This window comes from Flavobacterium sp. P21, from assembly GCF_050632225.1.
Classification (GTDB): Bacteria; Bacteroidota; Bacteroidia; order Flavobacteriales; family Flavobacteriaceae; genus Flavobacterium.
The window spans coordinates 3,212,618-3,234,764 of record NZ_CP192585.1 but is presented as its reverse complement, the minus strand read 5'-3'; the positions used below and the strand labels follow the sequence as shown (position 1 = coordinate 3,234,764).

General features: G+C 33.6%; 8 protein-coding genes and 10 pseudogenes. 1 reads left to right on the top strand and 17 read right to left on the bottom strand.

Features of this window, described 5'->3' with window-relative positions; all coding sequences use genetic code 11:
* Positions 1–293 precede the first annotated feature (293 nt).
* The 6 genes and pseudogenes from ilvC to ACQ9BO_RS16165 all read right to left on the bottom strand — a co-directional run bounded on the left by ilvC (position 294) and on the right by ACQ9BO_RS16165 (position 8,545).
* A pseudogene (gene ilvC, locus ACQ9BO_RS16190) lies at positions 294–1,763 on the bottom strand (ketol-acid reductoisomerase).
* Between the two features lie 59 nt (positions 1,764–1,822).
* The gene (gene ilvN / locus ACQ9BO_RS16185; RefSeq protein ID WP_035643804.1) at positions 1,823–2,344 is read right to left on the bottom strand and encodes an acetolactate synthase small subunit; all 522 of its coding nucleotides are present in this window, start codon (positions 2,342–2,344) and stop codon (positions 1,823–1,825) included.
* 87 nt (positions 2,345–2,431) lie between these two features.
* Positions 2,432–4,121: pseudogene (gene ilvB, locus ACQ9BO_RS16180) on the bottom strand (biosynthetic-type acetolactate synthase large subunit).
* 122 nt (positions 4,122–4,243) lie between these two features.
* Positions 4,244–5,916: pseudogene (ilvD, locus tag ACQ9BO_RS16175) on the bottom strand (dihydroxy-acid dehydratase).
* A gap of 272 nt (positions 5,917–6,188) precedes the next feature.
* Positions 6,189–7,306 (bottom strand): annotated as a pseudogene (leuB, locus tag ACQ9BO_RS16170) (3-isopropylmalate dehydrogenase).
* A gap of 62 nt (positions 7,307–7,368) precedes the next feature.
* A pseudogene (locus ACQ9BO_RS16165) lies at positions 7,369–8,545 on the bottom strand (2-isopropylmalate synthase).
* Positions 8,546–8,700: 155 nt separating this feature from the next.
* On the opposite strand from ACQ9BO_RS16165, the pseudogene ACQ9BO_RS16160 reads away from it, so the two are divergent.
* Positions 8,701–10,244 (top strand): annotated as a pseudogene (locus ACQ9BO_RS16160) (hypothetical protein).
* A 292-nt stretch (positions 10,245–10,536) separates the two neighbouring features.
* On the opposite strand, the pseudogene ACQ9BO_RS16155 reads toward ACQ9BO_RS16160, so the two are convergent.
* From ACQ9BO_RS16155 to hisD, 11 genes and pseudogenes are all read right to left on the bottom strand, one after another.
* Positions 10,537–12,211: pseudogene (locus ACQ9BO_RS16155) on the bottom strand (M1 family metallopeptidase).
* A gap of 165 nt (positions 12,212–12,376) precedes the next feature.
* Positions 12,377–14,029, bottom strand: a pseudogene (locus ACQ9BO_RS16150) (M1 family metallopeptidase).
* An 87-nt stretch (positions 14,030–14,116) separates the two neighbouring features.
* Complete coding sequence (locus tag ACQ9BO_RS16145; RefSeq protein ID WP_431241572.1) at positions 14,117–14,824, bottom strand: hypothetical protein; 708 nt, start codon at positions 14,822–14,824, stop codon at positions 14,117–14,119.
* A 77-nt stretch (positions 14,825–14,901) separates the two neighbouring features.
* Positions 14,902–15,498, bottom strand: coding sequence for a bifunctional phosphoribosyl-AMP cyclohydrolase/phosphoribosyl-ATP diphosphatase HisIE (gene hisIE, locus ACQ9BO_RS16140; protein WP_431241571.1), 597 nt, complete (start codon positions 15,496–15,498; stop codon positions 14,902–14,904).
* Between the two features lie 92 nt (positions 15,499–15,590).
* A pseudogene (gene hisF, locus ACQ9BO_RS16135) lies at positions 15,591–16,347 on the bottom strand (imidazole glycerol phosphate synthase subunit HisF).
* A 90-nt stretch (positions 16,348–16,437) separates the two neighbouring features.
* Positions 16,438–17,160: a 1-(5-phosphoribosyl)-5-[(5-phosphoribosylamino)methylideneamino]imidazole-4-carboxamide isomerase gene (gene hisA, locus ACQ9BO_RS16130; protein WP_431241570.1), complete on the bottom strand. Its 723-nt coding sequence runs from the start codon at positions 17,158–17,160 to the stop codon at positions 16,438–16,440.
* Positions 17,161–17,265: 105 nt separating this feature from the next.
* Entirely contained in the window at positions 17,266–17,847 is a 582-nt protein-coding gene (hisH, locus tag ACQ9BO_RS16125; RefSeq protein WP_431241569.1) for an imidazole glycerol phosphate synthase subunit HisH, read from the bottom strand.
* 97 nt (positions 17,848–17,944) lie between these two features.
* Complete coding sequence (locus tag ACQ9BO_RS16120; RefSeq protein ID WP_431241568.1) at positions 17,945–18,343, bottom strand: SMI1/KNR4 family protein; 399 nt, start codon at positions 18,341–18,343, stop codon at positions 17,945–17,947.
* Positions 18,344–18,406: 63 nt separating this feature from the next.
* A pseudogene (gene hisB, locus ACQ9BO_RS16115) lies at positions 18,407–19,544 on the bottom strand (bifunctional histidinol-phosphatase/imidazoleglycerol-phosphate dehydratase HisB).
* A gap of 173 nt (positions 19,545–19,717) precedes the next feature.
* Complete coding sequence (hisC, locus tag ACQ9BO_RS16110; RefSeq protein WP_431241567.1) at positions 19,718–20,767, bottom strand: histidinol-phosphate transaminase; 1,050 nt, start codon at positions 20,765–20,767, stop codon at positions 19,718–19,720.
* 88 nt (positions 20,768–20,855) lie between these two features.
* Complete coding sequence (hisD, locus tag ACQ9BO_RS16105) at positions 20,856–22,139, bottom strand: histidinol dehydrogenase (protein WP_431241566.1); 1,284 nt, start codon at positions 22,137–22,139, stop codon at positions 20,856–20,858.
* Between the last annotated feature and the right edge of the window lie 8 nt (positions 22,140–22,147).

The window sequence follows — 22,147 nt, the reverse complement described above, 5'->3', positions numbered from 1 at the left end:
AATAACAATTAATTTCGTAATTATAGAATTACAATACTTTTCTCTATTTTGAAAATAGTAGCATCTTTATTAACTAAAATAGAAATTTCAACAAGTATATTTCTACCAAAAATATACCCCATTATATAAGGGATTAGCTTCACTTAACTTACTCTCACCGAAGTTAAGTGAATGCAACATGCATCTATATCTAGTTTCTTAATAAGTGCTTACTAATTCAAAATATTACAAATCATGATACAGTGCAAATCTCACAAAATCGAATTTCGCTAGATTTCCCCCAACTTTTTTAATTATCCAATTTTTTTCATTGCTGTCATAGATTCTCTCAACCAAGCTCCCACTTCTTCGATAGGATGTTGACGAATTTCTCTGTTTACAGCAATTAATACTGCATTGTCTACTCCGTTTGAAGTTGAAAATGGTTTTCCGATAATGTTAGTTTCTACTTTTTTCATGAATTCAGTCAATAATGGCTTACATGCATGATCAAATAAATAACATCCATACTCAGCAGTATCAGAAATTACGCGGTTCATTTCGAATAATTTCTTTCTTGCAATTGTGTTAGCAATTAATGGCAATTCGTGTAATGACTCATAATAAGCAGATTCTTCGATGATACCAGCTTCAGTCATTGTTTCGAAAGCTAATTCAACACCAGCTTTTACCATTGCAATCATTAATACGCCATTGTCAAAATATTCTTGCTCAGAAATTGGAGCTTCTTGTGGTGCTGTTTTTTCGAAGTTAGTTTCTCCTGTCGCGACTCTCCATTTCAATAAGTTAACGTCGTCATTAGCCCAATCAATCATCATTGTTCTTGAGAATTCTCCAGAAATGATATCATCTTGGTGTTTTTGGAATAATGGACGCATGATATCTTTCAATTCTTCAGCCAATTCATAAGCTTCAATTTTTGAAGGATTGCTCAAACGATCCATCATATTTGTGATACCTCCGTGTTTCAAAGCCTCAGTGATAGTTTCCCATCCATATTGAATCAATTTAGAAGCATAAGTCAGCATCGATTCCTTTTTCAACCATTTTATCGAAACATAAAATAGATCCTGTTTGCAATAATCCACAAAGAATTGTTTGCTCACCCATCAAATCAGATTTTACTTCTGCTACGAAAGATGATCTTAAAACTCCAGCTCTGTGTCCTCCAGTTGCTACAGCGTAAGCTTTTGCTTGATCTAAACCAAATCCGTTTGGATCATTTTCTGGGTGAACTGCGATAAGAGTTGGAACTCCAAATCCTCTTTTGTACTCTTCACGAACCTCAGAACCAGGACATTTAGGAGCACACATAATTACAGTGATATCTTTACGAATCTGCATTCCTTCTTCAACAATATTGAAACCGTGAGAATATGCTAAAGTTGATCCTTGTTTCATTAATGGCATAATTGCAGTAACTACAGCAGTATGTTGTTTGTCTGGAGTCAAGTTGCAAACTAAATCAGCAGTTGGAATCAATTCTTCATAAGTTCCTACTTTAAAACCATTTTCAGTTGCATTTTTATATGAAGCTCTCTTTTCAGCAATTGCATCTGCACGCAATGCATAAGAAATATCTAAACCTGAGTCTCTCATGTTTAAACCTTGATTCAAACCTTGTGCACCACAACCTACGATAACAACTTTTTTCCTGCTAAAGTCGCGATTCCGTCTGCAAATTCTGACTGCTCCATAAATTCGCAAACTCCAAGTTGCTCTAATTGTAATCTAAGTGGTAATGTGTTGAAATAATTTGCCATTTTTTTTATTTAATGAATGTGTAATTTAATAAGTAATTTATATTTAAGTATGAATGATATTATTTGAAAGTTTCTAGTAATGTTGAAATCTCCATTTTTTCTTTAGAAACCGAAATTCTTCCTGAACGTACAAATTGCATGATTCCGTAAGGTTTGAATTTTGCGTACAATTCTTCAATTTCAGAACGTCTTCCCGATTTTGAAATCACGAAGAAATCACGAGAAACTGTCACAATTGTCGATTGGCTCTCTTTAATTATATTCTGAATTTGTTTCTCATCAAACAACAAATTAGAAGCAATTTTGAATAAAGCATTCTCTAGATAAATTGTCTCTTCATCTGTATGGTAAAATGCTTTTATTACTTCAATTTGTTTTTCAATCTGTCCAACGATATTCTGAACCCATTTTTCAGTAGTGTTTACTACAATGATAAATCTTGAAACATTCTCTATCTCTGATTCTGAAACATTTAGACTTAATATATTAATGTGACGCTTTAAGAATATTCCTGATATTCTATTCAACAAACCAACATTATTTTCTGAGTATACCGATATGGTAAATGTTTTATCTTCCATTTGTTTTTTAGTTTTATTTGTTTCAGGTTTAAAGTTTCAAGTTTTGCATAACTTGGAACATGAAACCTGAAACTTGAAACTTTTTTCTTAGCTTAATCTAATTTCTGAAACACATGCTCCTGTTGGAATCATTGGGAAAACATTGTTTTCTTTTTCCACCATGACTTCTAAGAAGTAAGAATCTTTTGAAGCAAGCATTTCTGCAACAGCCTCGTCTAAATCTTCGCGATTCGTTACTTTTTTAGATTTAATATGATACCCTTCTGCAATTGCAACAAAATTTGGATTAATCATTTTGGTTGAAGCATATCTATTATCAAAGAACAATTCTTGCCATTGGCGAACCATTCCTAAGAATTCATTGTTTAAAACCACTATTTTAACTGGAACTTCAGTTTGGAAAATCGTTCCAAGTTCCTGAATCGTCATTTGGAAACCACCATCACCAATTATCGCTACTACTTCACGTTCTGGTTTTCCCATTTTCGCTCCAATTGCTTGCTGGAAGCGCAAATCCCATTGTCCCTAATCCACCTGAAGTAATATTACTTTTAGTTGAATTGAATTTCGCATAACGGCAAGCAAACATTTGGTGCTGACCAACATCTGAAACTATAATTGCATCACCTTTTGAATGTTTATTGATCATTTCAATAGTTTCTCCCATTGAAATTCCTTTACCATTCGTTGGGTTCAATTCTTCTTTAATTACTGAATTGTATTCAACTTCTGCCAATGCTTTAAATTCATTATGCCATAAATCGTGTGATTTCGCATCCAATAACGGCAATAAAGTCGCTAAAGATTCTTTTACATCACCTAAAACTGCTATTTCAGTTTTAACGTTTTTATCAATTTCTGCTGGATCAATTTCGAAATGAACAACTTTTGCTTGTTTTGCATAAGTGCTTAATTTGCCTGTAACTCGGTCGTCAAAACGCATTCCGAAAGCAATTAATACGTCACATTCGTTTGTCAATAAATTCGGAGCATAGTTTCCGTGCATTCCAAGCATACCAACATTTAAAGGGTGATCTGTTGGTAAAGCCGAAAGACCTAAAATTGTCCATGCCGCTGGAATTCCAGATTTTTCGATTACCGCTTTAAATTCTGCTTCTGCTTGGCCAAGAATAATTCCTTGTCCAAAAACGATTAATGGTTTTTTAGCACTATTAATCAATGCGATCACTTCGGCAACTTTATCCAAATTCAATTTTGGAACAGGAACATAACTTCTGATTCCTGTACATTTTTCATAACTAAAATCAAACTCATCAAACTGAGCATTTTTAGTAATATCGATCAAAACCGGCCCTGGACGTCCAGAACGAGCAATGTAAAATGCTTTTGCAATAATTTCAGGAATTTGAGAAGCTTCAGTTACCTGAAAATTCCATTTTGTAACAGGAGTTGAAATTCCAATAATATCCGTTTCCTGAAATGCATCAGAACCTAATAAATGTCTTCCTACTTGTCCCGTAATACAAACCATTGGAGTTGAATCGATTTGAGCATCGGCAATTCCTGTAACCAAATTCGTCGCTCCTGGTCCAGAAGTAGCAATTGCCACTCCTACTTTTCCTGTAGCTCTTGCATAACCTTGAGCCGCATGCGTTGCACCTTGTTCGTGACGTACTAAAACGTGGTGCAACTGATCTTGAAATTTATATAATTCGTCGTAAACTGGCATGATTGCTCCACCTGGATAACCATAAATCAAGTCTACACCTTCTGCTAACAAACATCTTATAACGGCTTCTGCCCCTGATATTCTCATAGTATATCTTTTTTTCAAAAATCAATCCCAAGTTCAATTTCAAAATTTAATAGAAATATTTTACTATTTACAATTGAATTTGATATTGTCATTGTTATTGTAATTGATATTTATTTTTATAATTAATTATCGGTTACACATCCTGTTGATGCACTAGAAACCGATCTAGCGTATTTAAGCAAAACTCCTCTGTCAACTTTTAAAGGAGGCTGAACCCAAGCCGCTTTACGAGCGACGAATTCTTCGTCAGATATCTTCAGGTCAATTGTATTTTTCTTAGCGTCGATAGCGATAATATCTCCATCTTTTACTAGTGCAATACCACCACCATCATATGCTTCTGGTGTAACGTGGCCTACCACGAATCCGTGTGAACCTCCGGAGAATCTACCGTCTGTGATTAGTGCACAGGTGCTTCCTAATCCGGCTCCAATAATCGCAGATGTAGGCTTAAGCATTTCAGGCATTCCCGGACCACCTTTTGGCCCACAACCTCTAATGACGACTACATTTCCTGGTTTAATTTTTCCGGCTTGAAGACCTGGGATTACTTCAAATTCACCTTCAAACACTACAGCCGGACCTTCGAAATATTCTCCTTCTTTTCCGCTGATTTTTGCTACAGCACCTTCAGAAGCAAGGTTTCCGTATAAAACCTGAATATTTCCTGTTGGTTTTAGCGCTTTTTGAATTTCATGAATTACTTCTTGTCCATCTTGTAAATCTGGAGTTGAAGCTAAGTTTTCAGCAACAGTTTTTCCAGTTACAGTCAAACAATCTCCATGAATAAGTCCAACTTTTAATAAATATTTCATTACCGATGGAATACCTCCAACTTCATGAATATCTTCCATCATATATTTACCACTTGGTTTCATGTCAGCAAGAACAGGAGTTCTGTCATTAATTGCTTGAAAATCATCCAAAGTGATTGTTATTCCAACAGAATGTGCCATTGCGATTAAGTGCATAACTGCATTTGTAGAACCTCCTAAAACTGCTACAATTGTAATAGCGTTCTCGAAAGCCTTGCGCGTCATAATATCTCTTGGCTTAATATCTTTTTCTAATAAAATTTTAATAGCGGCTCCAGCGGCAAGACATTCGTCTCTCTTTTCCTGACTCAAAGCAGGATTTGAAGAACTGTATGGCAAACTCATTCCCAACGCCTCAATTGCAGAAGACATAGTGTTGGCAGTATACATACCACCACAAGCTCCAGCTCCTGGACAAGCATTTTGAATTACTCCTTTAAAATCTTCTGGAGTGATTTCTCCTTTTACTTTTTTCCTAAAGCTTCAAAAGCTGAAACGATATTCAAAGATTCTCCTTTCCATTTTCCAGAGTGAATAGATCCTCCGTAAACCATCATTGACGGGCGATTTAATCTTCCCATCGCAATAAGAGCTCCAGGCATATTTTTATCACAACCAGGAATTGCAATAATACTATCGTACCACTGTGCGCCTGCAACTGTTTCAATAGAATCTGCAATTACATCACGAGAAACTAATGAATAACGCATTCCTTCAGTTCCATTTGAAATTCCGTCACTAACACCAATGGTATTAAAAATAAGTCCGACCAGATCAGCATCCCAAACACCTTTTTTGACATCTTTAGCTAAATCATTCAAGTGCATGTTGCAAGTGTTCCCATCGTAACCCATGCTCACAATACCTACTTGTGCTTTCTTCAAGTCTTCTTCAGTTAAACCAATCCCGTATAACATCGCTTGAGCCGCAGGCTGTGTTTGATCTTGAGTGATGGTCTTGCTGTACTTATTTAATTCCATTATGTATTATTTTATTTTAATTTTTGTTCAAAAAAAACCTTCCAGTATTTGGAAGGTTTATAATATAGTCTTTCAATTATATTTATAACATTCCTGGCGCAGATGTGCTAATCACATTGACAACAACGACAGAAGTAATAATAATAACTGAGATTTGCATCTTTCTCTATTTTTTAGTGTCACAAAAGTAAACAAACTTTAAGAACTAAAAAAATAAAATCTCAACATTTTAAAGACTTCTTGTTATTTCCTCTACGTTTTAACAAAAAATATTAAACAATTGTCGATTGTCCAATACTTACATTGTCATTATTAAAATAAAGCAGATCATCTTTGCTGAAAATAAAATTAGAAACAAACTCCCCTACTTCATTGGTACCGAATTTCGAATCTGGTTTTAAATCAACCGTTACTACTTTAAATTCTATTGCTTTTTCTATCGCTTTATAAATTACATTAGCTTCTTTAGTTAATCCAAAATGCTCTAACAAAAGTCTCTGTGACCAAAATCGAAGCAATCGGATTGGCAATATTTTTTCCTTTTGCCTGTGGATATGATCCGTGGATTGGCTCAAACAAAGCATTTTTTCTCCTAAAGATATTGATGGCAATAAACCGATAGAACCTGTAATTACACTTGCTTCATCAGATAAAATATCTCCGAATAAATTTTCTGTCAAAATCACATCAAATTGTTTCGGATTCAAAATCAACTGCATTGCCGCATTATCCACAAATAAGAAATCAAGTTTGACATCTGGATAATCTTCGCTCACTTTCTGAACTACTTTTCTCCATAATCTTGAAGTCTCCAAAACATTTGCTTTATCTACCATTGTTAGCTTTTTGCGGCGTTTTTGTGCCGATTTAAAAGCTAAATGTGCAATTCGAGTAATTTCTTCTTCTGAATATTCACATAAATCTGAAGCATGTGTTCCTTCTTCATTAAGTGTTTTTGTTCCAAAATAAGCACCACCTGTTAATTCTCTAAAAATGGTAAAATCAGCTCCTTCAATAATTTCTCTTTTAAAGGAGAAGATTCAATTAAGGCTTTATAAGGTTTAATAGGACGAATATTAGCAAACAAACCAAGTTCTTTACGAAGTTTCAATAAACCTTGTTCTGGGCGAACTTTTGCATTTGGGTTATTATCATATTTTGGATCACCAATAGCACCAAGTAAAACTGCATCAGTATTTAAGCACAGATTCAGAGTCTGCTCCGGCAAAGGATTTCCAGTTTTATCGATAGCAACCGCTCCCATCAGCGCTTCTTCAAAAACAAATTCATGATTATATACTTCGCCAATGGCATACAAAGCTTTCTTAGCTTGTAAAATTACTTCTGGCCCAATTCCATCTCCCGGTAAAACTGCAATTTTTAAATTCATAATCTCTCGCTCTTTATGTCTTTAAATCCTTATTGTTCCTTAAAATTCTTATTTTGAAATATTTAGTTTCTTATTAAATCCCCTTCTATTTTAGAAGCTTCAATAATTTGATGAATATCTGCGTCTACAACTTCTTTTTTAATGTCAGCGAATTTCAAAAACTCGATGTAAACGACATCCAATTGTGTTTTTGTCAATTCGTACCCAACTTTTTTAGCACGGTAAGCCAAAGTCGCTCGTCCGCTTCTAGCTGTCAAAATGATTGAAGATTCATTAACTCCCACATCTAACGGATCCATGATCTCGTAAGTTGCTCTGTTTTTAATTACACCGTCTTGGTGAATTCCAGAACTGTGTGCAAAGGCATTTGCTCCAACAATCGCCTTATTTGGCTGTACAATCATTCCCATACTTTCAGAAACCAAACGGCTCATTTCGTTTAATTCTCTAGTATTAATGTTTGTATCTAAATTCAAGTAAGGGTGCTGTTTGAAAATCATCACTACTTCTTCAAGTGCTGTATTTCCTGCTCTTTCACCAATACCATTAATAGTGCATTCTATTTGTCTTGCTCCATTTATAGCTCCTGCGATAGAGTTTGCAGTTGCCATACCTAAATCATTATGACAGTGACATGAAAGGATTACGTTTTCGATTCCTTTTACGTTTTCTTTTAAGTATTTAATCTTTGCTCCGTATTCTTCTGGAAGGCAATACCCTGTTGTATCAGGAATATTTAAAACCGTTGCACCAGATTTAATCACTTCTTCACAAACTTTTGCAAGGAAAGCATTATCCGTTCTTCCTGCATCTTCAGCATAAAATTCAACATCTTCAACATATGATTTTGCGTGAGCTACTGCAAATTTTGCTCTAGCAATAATATCTTCGGGCGTAGTTTGTAATTTGTGGAGGATATGAGATTCTGAAGTTCCGATTCCGGTGTGGATTCTAGGTTTCTTAGCATGCTTCAAAGTCAGCTGCTGCAACATCGATGTCATTTTTTACGGCTCTTGTTAATCCGCAGACCGTTGCATTTTCTACAATTTTACAAATCTCAGAGACCGATAAAAAATCGCCCGGACTTGACACAGGAAAACCTGCCTCGATAATATCAACTCCCATTTTGTCTAGTCGTTCTGCGATAACTAATTTCTGTTTAGTATCTAACTTACATCCTGGAACTTGTTCACCATCGCGCAAAGTGGTGTCAAAAATTTGAACTTTCTCTCTATTCATATTCATTAATTTAATGTAATTTCACATTGTGATAACAAATATATATTGTACTTATGCAGTACGAAATTCAATTTAATGAAATTATACTGTTCATAAATCATTTTATATCCAGTTAATTACTTTAAAATCAATAAGTTATATTATTATTTTTTACAATGGCTAACCATCAAAAAGATTTCTTATTTGTTCTGATTAAATCGCTTTCCAAATCTGAAAAAAGACAATTCAAAATTTTTGCGAGTCGCTTAGAAACCAGTTCGAACACAAAATTTATCGAGCTGTTTAATATTTTGGATAAATCTGAAACGTATGATGAAAAGCTTATTTTAAAAAGCGGAAGCATCAAAAAAGTTCAGCTATCCAACTTAAAATCATACCTATACAAACAAATCCTTGTTAGTATTCGCTTGAATATTCCGAGTCAAAATATTCGTTATCAATTACGCGAACAAATAGATTTTGCTGTTATTCTTTATAATAAAGGTTTGTACAAACAGAGTTTAAAAATTCTGGACAAAACAAAACAGCAAGCTTTGGAAAATGATGAAAAATATATGGCGTATGAAATTGTAGAATTCGAAAAATTGATCGAATCGCAATATATTACGCGAAGTATTCAAGGCCGCGCTGATGAATTGGTTATTCAAGCAAAAGAATTGAATTACAGAAATACGATTTCAAGCAAACTATCGAATTTGTCGCCGCAATTGTATGGAATAATGCTGAAAACGGGTTATGTGAAAAGTGATGCCGAATACAAATATATCGACGATTATTTTAACCGACATATAGCAAAACTTGATGAAAGCAAATTTGGTTTCAGAGAGAAATATTGGTTTTATAATGCTAATTTATGGCGCAGTTTCTTGGTTCAGGATTTCTTGGCGAGCTACAAATATGCCTATAAATGGGTAACGCTATTTTATGATAACCCGAATATGATTTATTTGAATCCGGTATTTTTCTTAAAAGGAAATCATTATTTCTTGGAATCGCTTTATATGCTGAAATATACCTCTAATTTCAAAAGATATCTTTCACTTTTAGAAGAAACAATTAAAGATCCGAGATTTCCGGTAAACGATAACATTGCATCACTATCATTTCTTTATATATATAACAATAAATTAAATCTACATATCTTAGAAGGAACTTTTGCTGAAAGCGAGTATTTGATTCCGGAAATTTTAGAAAGACTGAAATTACACAGCGAACATCTTGATGAACATCACGAAATGTTGTTTTTCTACAAAATTGCTTCAATTTATTTTGGAAATGAAAAATATAATGAATGTATTCTTTATTTAGATAAAATCATCAACAACAAGAACTTGACGATGCGTGAGGATTTAATGTGCTTTGCAAGACTTTTGTCATTGATTGCGCATTATGAATTAGGAAAAGATTATTATTTAGAAAATCATCTTAAAAGCACCTATAAATTCTTATTGAAAATGAACGACTTACATGAAGTTCAAAAAGAGATTATTAAATTCTTAAGAAACTTAAATAACTTTTATCCGGCAGATATCAAGAAGGAATTCAAAAAATGCACGCCCGTTTTGTTGAACTTGAAAAGAGTACTTACGAGAAAAGAGCTTTCTTGTATTTAGATATTATCTCGTGGTTGGAAAGCAAAATTGAGAATCGCAAAATTGCTGATATTATTAAGGAAAAGGCGAAATTGAACAGCAGATAAAAATTTCAATTTTTATCCCGAGGCCTCGGGACCAAATTCCAATAAAAAAAGCGTGGGAAATTTAATTTTCCGCGCTTTTTGTCATTTCGACGAAGGAGAAATCTTCGTAAGTAGCTCTGCAAAGATTGACGTTTTTGGGAATGGAGCTACTTGTGGAGATTTCTCCTTCGTCGAAATGACAAACTATTCGCAAAAACAAACCCGACAGGTTTTTAAAACCTGTCGGGTTTGTTATGGAATTTAATAGACATAAAAAAATCCTAAACTCCAGCAATTGGAATTTATTGAAGTTTTATTCAACTATATTAGAAGTCGTAACATAAAAATCTTTATCAACTTCTACTTTTCTATCTTCATTTTCAGTCTTCACAGATTGCCATTCTGTTGTTGGCTTTAACCACATTTCAACACCATTTAATTTTACTCTTACCGGCATGTCAAACTTAGCAACGCAATTTGTCCAATGATATCCAAAAGTTCCATTTTTGAACATATATTCAAAAACCGGAATTTGAGTTGTAGTCAAGTATTGAGCAAAAACTCTATTGAAATTAATTCCTGATTGTTCGTTGATATAATCCTGAATCTGTTTGCCAGTAACAGTTTGATGATAAAATGTTTTATTCATTCCTCTTAGAATAGCTTTCCATTTTGCATCATCATTAATTACCTGACGAATCATATGAAGCATAGAAGCTCCTTTTGGATACATATCTCCTGAACCTTCATTGTTTACATCATAATGACCAATAATTGGAGTGTCATTTTTAATGTTTTTTCTGCATCCAATAATATATTCAGATGCGAGCATCTTTTCCATAATAATATTCTAGAAAAAGGCTTTCAGAATAATTTGTGAAGCTCTCATGAACCCACATATCTGCAATATCCTTATACGTGATATTATTTGCAAACCACTCATGTCCAGACTCATGAATAATGATGAAATCAAATTTCAATCCCCAACCAGTTCCGCTTAAATCACGCCCTAAATAACCATTTTTGTATGCATTCCCGTAAGTCACCGAACTTTGGTGCTCCATTCCTAAATACGGAACTTCAACCAATTTATAACTGTCTTCGTACCAAGGATAAGGTCCAAACCAGTTTTCAAAAGCTTTAAGCATTTTTGGAGCATCTTTAAATTGCTCTTTCGCTTTAGCCAAATTATCTCTCAAAACATAGTAATTGCAATCTAAATCACCTTTTTCTCCTTTATAAACCTCAGAGAAATTAACGTAATCACCAACATTGATATTTACACCGTAATTATTAATTGGATTCGAAACGTACCAATTGAATGTTTTAGTTCCGTCTTTTTCTTTCTTAACACTTTGCAATCTCCCGTTTGAAACATCAGTCAAGTCTCCAGGAACATTCACACTGATCAAAATATTATCAACTTCATCATACATATGATCTTTGCATGGCCACCAAACGCTTGCGCCCAATCCTTGACAAGATGTTGCAATAAAATCTTTTCCGTTATTGTCTTTTTTCCAAGAAAATCCTCCATCCCAAGGAGCTCTTACCGCTTCTTTAGGTTTTCCTTCATAATACACTATGATTTCTTTTGTATCTCCTATTTTTTGCTCAGCTGTTAATTGAATAATAAATGCATTTCCATCTCTTTCAAATTTCAATTCTTTTCCATCCTGAGTTACTTTAGTAATCTGCATTGGCTCCTGTAAATCAATTTGCATTTTACTATTATTCTTTAAAATTGAATAATTCTTAAGAACAGTATAACGAACTGTATTTGAACCTGAAATTGATTTCTCAGAAGGATTTACTTTTACATCCAAATGGTAATATTTCAAATCCCACCAAGCTCTTTCTTTTGTTATGCTTCCGCGTAAAGTATCCTGATGTGTAAAAACGGTTTCTGACTTATTTAAAAGCCCTTGTGCATTTGCGCCGAAACCAACTAAAAAAGCGATAAAAGCGCCACCAATGTATTTCTTCATTATTTAAAAATTTGTAAAAAAAGATACGTAAACCTATATAGTCTTCAGCAAATGTAAACAAACTGTTTAAGTTTTTGAAAATTTTATGATTTACGAAACAAAAAAACAAATCCCGACAAAAATTAAATACTCTTGTCGGGATTGATTTTTAAACAATTACAGAATTTAATTATTCAAATTGGATTCGATTATATAAAAATTCTTGTCAACTACTAAAGCATTCTGCTCTCCTTTCACATTCATATCTTGCCATTCTGCAGTTGGCTTGAGCCAAGTTTCAACGCCATTTAGAGTAACTTTAATAGGCATGTTGAAATTTGAATTGCAATTGATCCAATGAAAACCTAATCTATGATTAGCGAAAAAATATTCTAAAGTTGGCACTTGTGCTGTTCTTAGATATTGATCAAAAACAGTCTTTAAATTAATACCCGATTGTGTGCTTATATAATCTTCAATTTGTTTAGTAGTAACAGTTTGATGATAAAAAGTACTATTCAAACCTCTTAAAATTGATTTCCATTTGTCATCATCATTTACAAGTTGGCGAATTGTATGCAACATGTTTGCTCCTTTTGGATACATATCTCCAGAACCTTCCTTATTTACATCATAAATACCAATAATGGGCTTGTCATTGCTAATTTGCTTTCTTAAACCTTTTATATAAGCATTTGCGAGCATCTTTTCCGTAATAATATTCTACAAATAATGCTTCTGAATAATTGGTAAAACTCTCATGAATCCACATATCAGCAATATCTTTATAAGTGATATTATTGGCAAACCATTCATGCCCAGATTCATGTATAATGATGTAATCAAATTTCAAGCCCCAGCCGGTTCTACTCATATCATGACCCAGATAACCTTTTTTAAATTCATTTCCGTAGGTAACAGAGCTTTGATGTTCCATTCCTAAATAAGGTGCTTCGACCAATTTATAGCTGTCTTCATAAAACGGATAAGGTCCAAACCAGTTTTCAAAAGCTTTCAGCATTCGTGGAGCATCTTTAAAATGTTCTTTAGCAACCGCCAAATTATCTTTTAAAACATAATAACTACAATCTAAATCGCCTTTTTCGCCTTTAAATTTTTCAGAGAAACTAACATAATCTCCAATATTAATGTTTACCCCATAATTATTGATTGGGTTGGCAACATACCAATTGAACGTTTTGGTTCCGTCTTTTTCTTTTTTAACGCTTTTTAGTCTTCCGTTTGAAACATCGGTCAAATCTCCAGGGACATTTACCCTGATCAACATATTATCTACTTCATCGTACATATGATCCTTGCACGGCCACCAAATACTAGCGCCAAGCCCTTGACAAGATGAGGCAATAAAGTCTTTTCCGTTTTTGTCCTTTTTCCATGTGATCCCTCCGTCCCATGGCGGATTAACAGCTTCTTTAGGTTTTCCTCCAAAAAAATCACAATCTCTTTTGTTTCACCAACTTTTTGATTTTCGGTTAAATAAAGAAAAAACGCATTTCCGTCTCTTTCAAATTTTAGATCTTTTCCATTTTGAGTCACCTTTGAAATGTTCATTGGTTCTTGAAGGTCAATCTGCATTTTATTATTTTCAGATAAAACAGTGTAACGCACAGTATTTGAGCCTACAATTGTTTTCTCAGACGGATTCACTTTTATATCCAAATGATAATATTTCAAATCCCACCAAGCTCTTTCTTTTGTGATGCTTCCGCGCAAAGTGTCTTGATGTGTCAAAACATCTGTTTTACTAAAAATGGATTGCGCCTGTGTTTGAAAATTGGAAATAAAAGCGAGCAAAATAGCGCCAAAATACTTTTTCATAGAATAACTTTATTATTAACAGAACATTTAGTTAGCGAACTGAAAATTAGGAATATATTTTAGAATAGAGTAAAAGTTTATTGGTTATTACCCATACGATTCTAGTACAATCTGAGCGCCTCTCTTCAATTGTCTTTTTCCAACAATGCCATTGACAATAAGTCCTAAGCCAGACAATACAGCACCATAAAAAATAATTCCACCACCTGTTCCTATAGAAAACACCAACCCAAGAGTTGAAAGAACAAGGCCAATTATAATGTTTCTAGTAAATTTTCTTGAAAAATCTTTTCGGGCAAGACCGTTTAAACTGTCAATTTTTTTCAGAATTGAAACTGGAATTTTGATGCTTCGCTGTTCAATAATATTGCTGACAATAAAGTAATTTTCTTTAGAATGACCATCTGAAAATTCCCCGAATTTCCCGTTTTCAATAATCTTATCGAGTATGCTTTCAAAGTTTTGTAGCAGTTCTTCGTCTGTCAAATCTTTATTGCTGTTTTCAATAATATCCTCGATATTCTCTTCAAATTCAAGTCTTTTTTCAGATAAATATTCGATTTGTTCCAAAGGAGAAAGATCCTCAATATGTCTTTTTTCAGGCTCTTTCTCCGTTTGATTATTTTCACGCTCTTCTTTAAGAATAGTTTCGATATCAATATTTCTGGAAATCAATATTTCCTTTGCTACAAGTAACGCATCAGGATTGTATTTGCTGGCGTTTTTAGTCAGCATTAAAATCAGATCATCATTGGAATGATCTACAAAACGTTTTCTGAAAGTTTCGATATCCATAAATTAAATATTTACGTAAATATCAAAAAATAATTTTTATTTTAACATAATTTAGTAAATATTTTTTCGCAAATTCACTACTTCTGACGCTTTTTCAAAATTTCGACAACGTCATTCAATTGGTAGCCTTTTGCTTGCAGTAAAATTAGATAATGAAAAAGTAAATCGGCACTTTCGCTAAGAAACAAATCATCATTATCATCTTTTGCTTCGATCACAACTTCAACAGCTTCTTCTCCTACTTTTTGAGCAATTTTGTTAATTCCTTTTTCGAATAAAGAAGCAACGTAACTTTTCTCTGAATCAGCATTTTCTCTTCTAGTTTTGATGGTATTTTCTAATTGAGAAATAAAACCATAATTTGCATCATTTGGTTCCTGCCAACAAGTATCTGCGCCTGTGTGGCATGTCGGCCCAACTGGTTTTGCTTGAATCAAAAGTGTGTCTCCATCACAATCGTTTTTAATGCTTACTAAATTTAAAAAGTTGCCACTCTCCTCGCCTTTTGTCCAAAGTCTTTGTTTTGAACGGCTAAAGAATGTTACTTTTTGCGTTTCTATTGTTTTTTGAAGCGATTCTTCGTTCATATAACCCAACATCAGAACATTTTTAGTCTCTGAGTCTTGAATTATAGCCGGAATTAATCCGTGTGCGCTTTTGATATCGATTTCCATAATTATTTTAGATTTTAGAATTCAGATTTTAGATTACTGAACTCTTTTATTTTTAGATTTTTTGGAATTTGGAATTTCAAAATTGGTGTTTTTTACAACCTTACTTCAATTCCGTTGTTTCTTAATTCTTGTTTTAAAGCTTTGATTTCGATTTCTTTAAAGTGAAAAACACTTGCTCGCTAATGCGGCGTCTGCTTTTCCTTTTTGAAACGAATCAACAAAATGCTTGCATGTTTCCTGCTCCTCCTGAAGCTATAATTGGAATATTTACTAATTCTGAAAGTTTAGCCAAAGCTTCGTTTGCAAAACCATTTTTAGTTCCGTCATTATCCATCGAAGTGAACAGAATTTCACCTGCTCCACGTTCTGCAACTTCAACGGCCCAATCGAACAAATTTAATTCAGTTGGCACTTTTCCTCCAACTAAATGCACAATCCAATGTCCGTCAATTTGTTTGGCGTCGATTGCAACCACAACGCATTGGCTTCCAAATTTCTGAGCCAAATCATTAATCAATTGCGGATTTTTAACTGCCGATGAATTGATTGAAACTTTATCAGCTCCGTTATTCAGCAGAATATCAACATCTTCAACAGATGAAATTCCACCTCCAACCGTAAACGGAATATTGATTTTTTCTGCAACACTTCGCACCATATTTACAAGCGTTTTGCGTCTTTCTTCTGTTGCCGAAATATCTAAAAAACCAATTCGTCTGCACCTTCAGCCGAGTAAATCTCAGCCAATTCCACAGGATCTCCCGCATCACGCAGGTCAACAAAATTAACGCCTTTTACGGTTCTTCCGTTTTTTATATCTAAACAAGGTATTATTCTTTTTGCAAGCATTTTTAATTTGGTTGTTGGTTGTTGGTTGTTGGTTGTTGGTTGTTGGTTGTTGGGCAATATGATAAACTATCAACCGACAACCAATAACTATCAACCTATTATGTAATTCTCTAATTGTTTTAAACTGATTCTTCCTTCATAAATTGCTTTTCCGATGATTGTTCCTTCACAGCCTAATTCAGCTAATTTTGGCAATTCATCGAAAGTTGAAATTCCTCCTGAAGCGATTAGCTTTATTCCTTTGGCTTCGGCTAAAATTTTGCTATACAAATCAAAACTTGGACCTTGAAGCATTCCATCTTTAGCAATATCAGTACAAATTACATATTCAATTCCTTTTTTCATATAATTTTTTATAAATGGAACTAAATCTTCATTTGAATCTTCTAACCAGCCAGAAACTGCAATTTTTTCATCTTTAGCATCAGCGCCTAAAATGATTTTCTGTGAACCATATTCTGAAATCCATTTTTCGAAAATGGCTCTATTTTTTACAGCAATACTTCCGCCAGTAATTTGATTTGCACCACTTTCAAAAGCAATTCTCAAATCATCATCCGATTTTAATCCGCCTCCAAAATCAATTTTCAAGCTCGTTTGCGTTGCTATTTGTTCCAATATTTTATAATTGACAATTTTGCTAGATTTTGCACCGTCAAGATCTACTAAATGCAGATATTCGATTCCGTGTGCTTCGAATGATTTTGCCACTTCAAGCGGATTCTCATTGTAAATTATTTTGGTATCATAATCACCTTTGGACAAACGAACGCATTTTCCTTCAATGATATCTATGGCTGGTATTATTCGCATTTAATTTTAGATTTTAGATTAACGATTTTAGATTTTAGATTCTCCAAAACCGATTAATATTTTTATTGAATTTTGATATTGAAATTGATTTTTGATATTAAATTTTTACATTTTTAAGAAATTGCCCAAAATCTTTTCCCCAACATCACCGCTTTTTTCTGGGTGAAACTGGGTTCCGTAAAAATTATCTTTTTGCAATGCCGATGCGTATTCTACGTCATAATTTGTTGTTGCGATAGATTCTGTGCAATTTGGAGCGTAAAAACTATGAACCAGATACATGAACTCATTCTCAGAAATGTCTTTAAACAAATCGGTTTTTAAATCATAAATCTGATTCCATCCCATTTGTGGCACTTTTACATTGTTTGAAAATTTCAAAACATCAACGTCAAAAATTCCTAAGCCTTTTGTATTTCCTTCTTCTGTTTTATTGCACATTAATTGCATTCCAAGACAAATTCCTAAAACAGGCTGTTTTAATTGCGGAATCAAACTATCCAAACCGCTTTCGCGAAGTTTTGCCATTGCCGAGCTCGCCTCACCAACACCAGGAAAAATCACTTTATCAGCCGATTTGATTTCTTCTGGATTATTGCTCAAAACAGCTTTAAAACCCAATCTTTCAATAGCAAACATAATGCTCTGAATATTTCCTGCTCCGTAATTTATTATTACTATTTTCATTTGTTTTTTGTTTGTTTTGTTTCAGGTTTCAGGTTTCAAATTACTCAACAAAACGTGAAACCTAAAGCTTTAAACTTGAAACAAAATTTGATGTTGTTTAATATAATTTATCTGAATTCGCATTTAACAAATCTATAAATTCTTCAAATGTTTCACATACTTTTTCGTTTGTAGTATTCATGAAAATTCCATTTCTGCTCTTCATATATCCCATCGAATGAGAATTTATTAAATAATCGCAAAAAGCGATATAATCAAGATTCTGGTCGAATTTATACTCTTCATATATTCTTTCTAAAGACCACAATGAAAACATATTTTTATTCCATTCAAAATCTACAAATCCGTTTACTTTCAAATAAAAAGATCTAAAGTCTTTTGGAAATTTAAAATTCAATTTCTTTTCAAACTCTAAAATTAATTCCTCTGAAGCACCAGATTGTAATTTTATACCTGCTTCATTCCAAATAGATATTGTATAATTAAATAAATCCATTAAAAAAAATTACATTTTAGAGACAACCAGAAACTTGAAACTTTAAACCTGAAACAAAATTCTTTAAAGCATTCCCTTCGTTGAAGGCAAAATCATTTTTTCAGTATCTCTTTTTACGGCTACTTTTATTGCTTTAGCGAAAGCTTTAAAAATCGCTTCAATTTTGTGATGCTCGTTGATTCCTTCTGCTTTGATATTTAAATTGGCCTTTGCACCGTCTGTGAATGATTTAAAGAAGTGATAGAACATTTCTGTCGGCATTTTGCCCACCATTTCACGTTTAAATTCTGTTTCCCAGATCAGCCAGTTTCTTCCTCCGAAGTCAATTGCTCGCTTGTGCTAAACAATCATCCATTGGAAGGCAGAATCCGTAACGTTCGATTCCTAATTTATTTCCTAATGCTTTCGCAAAAACTTCGCCCAATGCAATTGCGGTATCTTCGATTGTATGGTGTTCATCTACTTCTAAATCGCCTTTTACAAGAATTTCTAAGTCCATTTGCCCATGACGGGAGATTTGATCTAACATATGGTCAAAAAATGCAATTCCGGTATCGATTTTACTTTTTCCTGTTCCGTCAAGATTTAGATTGATGTAAATATCCGTTTCGTTTGTTTTTCTTGTAATTGAAGCTGAACGCGCTTCTAATTTCAAAAACTCATAGATTTTCTTCCAATCCATTGTTTGCAAAACGATTGTCTCGTTTAATTCTTCACGTTTTGCCGAAATTTCATTGCTTCCCGCTCCGTCAGTATCGTTCATGAAAATCGCTTTTGCGCCAAGGTTTTTAGCCAATTCCACATCTGTCAAACGATCTCCTAAAACAAAAGAATTTTCTAAATCATATTCTGGATTATTCAAATATTTAGTCAACATTCCTGTTCTTGGTTTGCGTGTAGGCGCATTTTCTTCTGGAAAAGTTCGGTCAACGAAAATTTCATCAAAAACAACTCCTTCGTTTTCAAAGGCTTTTAAAATAAAATTCTGTGTTGGCCAAAAGGTTTCTTCCGGAAAACTATCCGTTCCTAAACCATCCTGATTGGTTACCATTGCTAATTCATAATCCAATTCATTGGCGATTTTTGCCAGATATTGAAATGCTTTTGGATAAAATTCTAGTTTATCTAGGCTATCTAATTGTAGATTTTCAGGTTCTAAAACAATCGTTCCGTCACGATCGATAAAAAGTACTTTTTTCATATTTTTTTTCTGCCACAGATTACACAGATTAAATGGATTTTTCTTTTTTGCCACGAATTATACAAATTTCACTAATTCAATTCGTGTAAATTCATGTAATTCGTGGCAAAAAAATTATACACAAACAGAATAAAAAATCATGTTAATCTATATAATCTGTGGCTATATCTTTTTTAACTTAATAATTTCAATTCTTTAATTACAATAGCGTTTTCTTCTTTTGTTCCAATGGTAAAGCGAAGACAATTTTCACATAAAGGTTGTGTAGTTCTATTACGAATTACGATTCCTTTTGCGATTAACTGATCATATCTTTTATTAGCGTCATCAACTTTAGCCAAAATAAAATTGGCTTCTGTTGGATACACTTTTTCAACAAAACACACTTCAAGTAACACTTTAAGCAATTCTTCTCTTTGTTCAATAATTGAAGCTATTTCTTGTTTTATTTTTTCAGAATCTTTCAAACGCTCGATCGCTCTTTGTTGCGTTAATTCGTTTACGTTATAAGGAGGTTTGATCTTGTTTAAAATTGAAATGACAGCTTCAGAAGCATAGCAAATTCCTAAACGAATTCCAGCCAACCCATAAGCTTTAGAAAGCGTTTGTGTTATCACTAAATTCGGATAAGCATCAATTTCTGCAAGCCAACTTTCTTTATTTGAAAAGTCTATATATGCTTCATCAATAACCACTAAACCTTTGAAATTCTGGAGCAATTTCACCACACTTTCATCTGAAAATGAATTTCCTGTTGGATTATTTGGCGAACATAAAAAGATGATTTTTGTATTCTCATCAACTGCTCCTAGTATCTTTTCTACTTGTGGCTGAAAATCTGTTGTTAAAAGAATTTCTCTGTTTTCAACCGCATTAATATTCGCCAAAACACCATACATTCCATACGTTGGCGGAAGTGAAATAATATTGTCTTTATTTGGTTCGCAGAAAGCTCTGAAAAGCAAGTCCAAGACTTCATCGCTTCCGTTTCCTAATAAAATCTGATTTTGTTTTATTAGATTATTTTTAGCCAAAATAGCTTTAACTGAATTCTGTTGTGGATCCGGATAACGGTTTACGCCATTTTGATACGGATTTTCATTCGCATCCAAAAAAATCATGTCGGCTGTGTCAAAATCTTCAAATTCATCTCTTGCAGAAGAATATGGTTTTAAAGACTTTACGTTTTCTCTTGTTATTGTATTTATATCGAATGTGCTCATTGTGTTATTTTTTTCAAGAAGCAAGAACCAAGAAGAAAGAAAGACATCATAAAATCTTGCTTCTCTGCTCTTTTTCTTCCTTTTTCTTTTATTCTAAACTCTTTAATCTCAACGTTACTGCATTCTTATGAGCTTGCAAGCCTTCAGCTTCCGCCATTGCTTCAATCGCTTTTCCGATGTTTTGGATTCCGGTTTTAGATATTTTCTGAAACGTCATTGATTTCATAAAACTATCCAGATTTACACCGCTATAATTTTTAGCATAGCCATTTGTAGGCAAGGTATGATTTGTTCCTGAAGCATAATCTCCAGCACTTTCAGGCGTATAATTTCCAATGAAAACTGAACCTGCATTTACAATTCCGTTACAGTAGAAATCATCGTATTCTGAACAAATTATAAAGTGTTCCGGACCATACTCATTGATTAGATCCAAAGCAATTTGATCGTTTTCAACATAAATCAATTTCGAGTTTTGAATTGCTTTTTCAGCGATCGCCTTTCTTGGAAGAACTTCTAATTGTGATTGGATTTCATTTTCAACTTCATTGATTAATTTTCTCGAAGTCGAAACCAAAATCACTTGACTGTCTGTCCCATGTTCTGCCTGAGACAATAAATCCGAAGCCACGAAAGCTGGAACCGCTGTATCATCAGCCACGATCAATAATTCTGATGGTCCAGCCGGCATATCAATCGCAACACCAAATTGTGTTGCTAATTGTTTGGCCACGGTCACAAATTGATTTCCTGGTCCGAAAATCTTATACACTTTTGGGATTGATTGTGTCCCGAAAGTCATTCCTGCAATAGCCTGAATTCCGCCAACTTTTAGAATTTTAGTTACACCACATAAATTGGCGGCGTATAAAATTGCTGGATTAATTTTCCCTTTTTTATCTGGTGGCGAACACAATACGATTTCTTTGCAACCTGCAATTTCAGCCGGAACTGCCAACATTAAAACAGTCGAAAACAAAGGCGCAGTTCCGCCAGGAATATACAAGCCGATCCTTTGAATTGGTCTTTTTTCTTGCCAGCAATTTACTCCTTCAACAGTTTCGATCTCAATTCTGTCTGTTTTCTGTGCACTATGAAATTTATAAATATTGTTTTTTGCTAACTCGATAGCTTCTTTCAACTCATTCGGAATCAAACTAATAACTTCATTGATTTCTTCTTGTGAAACTTCATAATTACCTAATGAAATTCCGTCGAAAATTGAAGTATATTTCGCGACAGCTTCATCTCCTTTTCTCTGAACTTCTTTGAAGATTTCTTTTACCGTAACCTCAATATCATCAATAGTTTGAGTTGGTCTTTTTAATATTTCTGACCAGATTTCTGGTTTTGGATTGTCTATTTTATTCATGTTTTTTT

Bases quoted from the DNA above. Each gene is read 5' to 3' on its own strand.
- hisD (WP_431241566.1), bottom strand. From the start codon at position 22,139: ATGAATAAAATAGACAATCCAAAACCAGAAATCTGGTCAGAAATATTA.
- hisC (WP_431241567.1), bottom strand. From the start codon at position 20,767: ATGAGCACATTCGATATAAATACAATAACAAGAGAAAACGTAAAGTCT.
- hisH (WP_431241569.1), bottom strand. From the start codon at position 17,847: ATGAAAATAGTAATAATAAATTACGGAGCAGGAAATATTCAGAGCATT.
- ACQ9BO_RS16145 (WP_431241572.1), bottom strand. From the start codon at position 14,824: ATGGATATCGAAACTTTCAGAAAACGTTTTGTAGATCATTCCAATGAT.
- ilvN (WP_035643804.1), bottom strand. From the start codon at position 2,344: ATGGAAGATAAAACATTTACCATATCGGTATACTCAGAAAATAATGTT.
- hisA (WP_431241570.1), bottom strand. From the start codon at position 17,160: ATGCGAATAATACCAGCCATAGATATCATTGAAGGAAAATGCGTTCGT.
- hisIE (WP_431241571.1), bottom strand. From the start codon at position 15,498: ATGGAAATCGATATCAAAAGCGCACACGGATTAATTCCGGCTATAATT.
- ACQ9BO_RS16120 (WP_431241568.1), bottom strand. From the start codon at position 18,343: ATGGATTTATTTAATTATACAATATCTATTTGGAATGAAGCAGGTATA.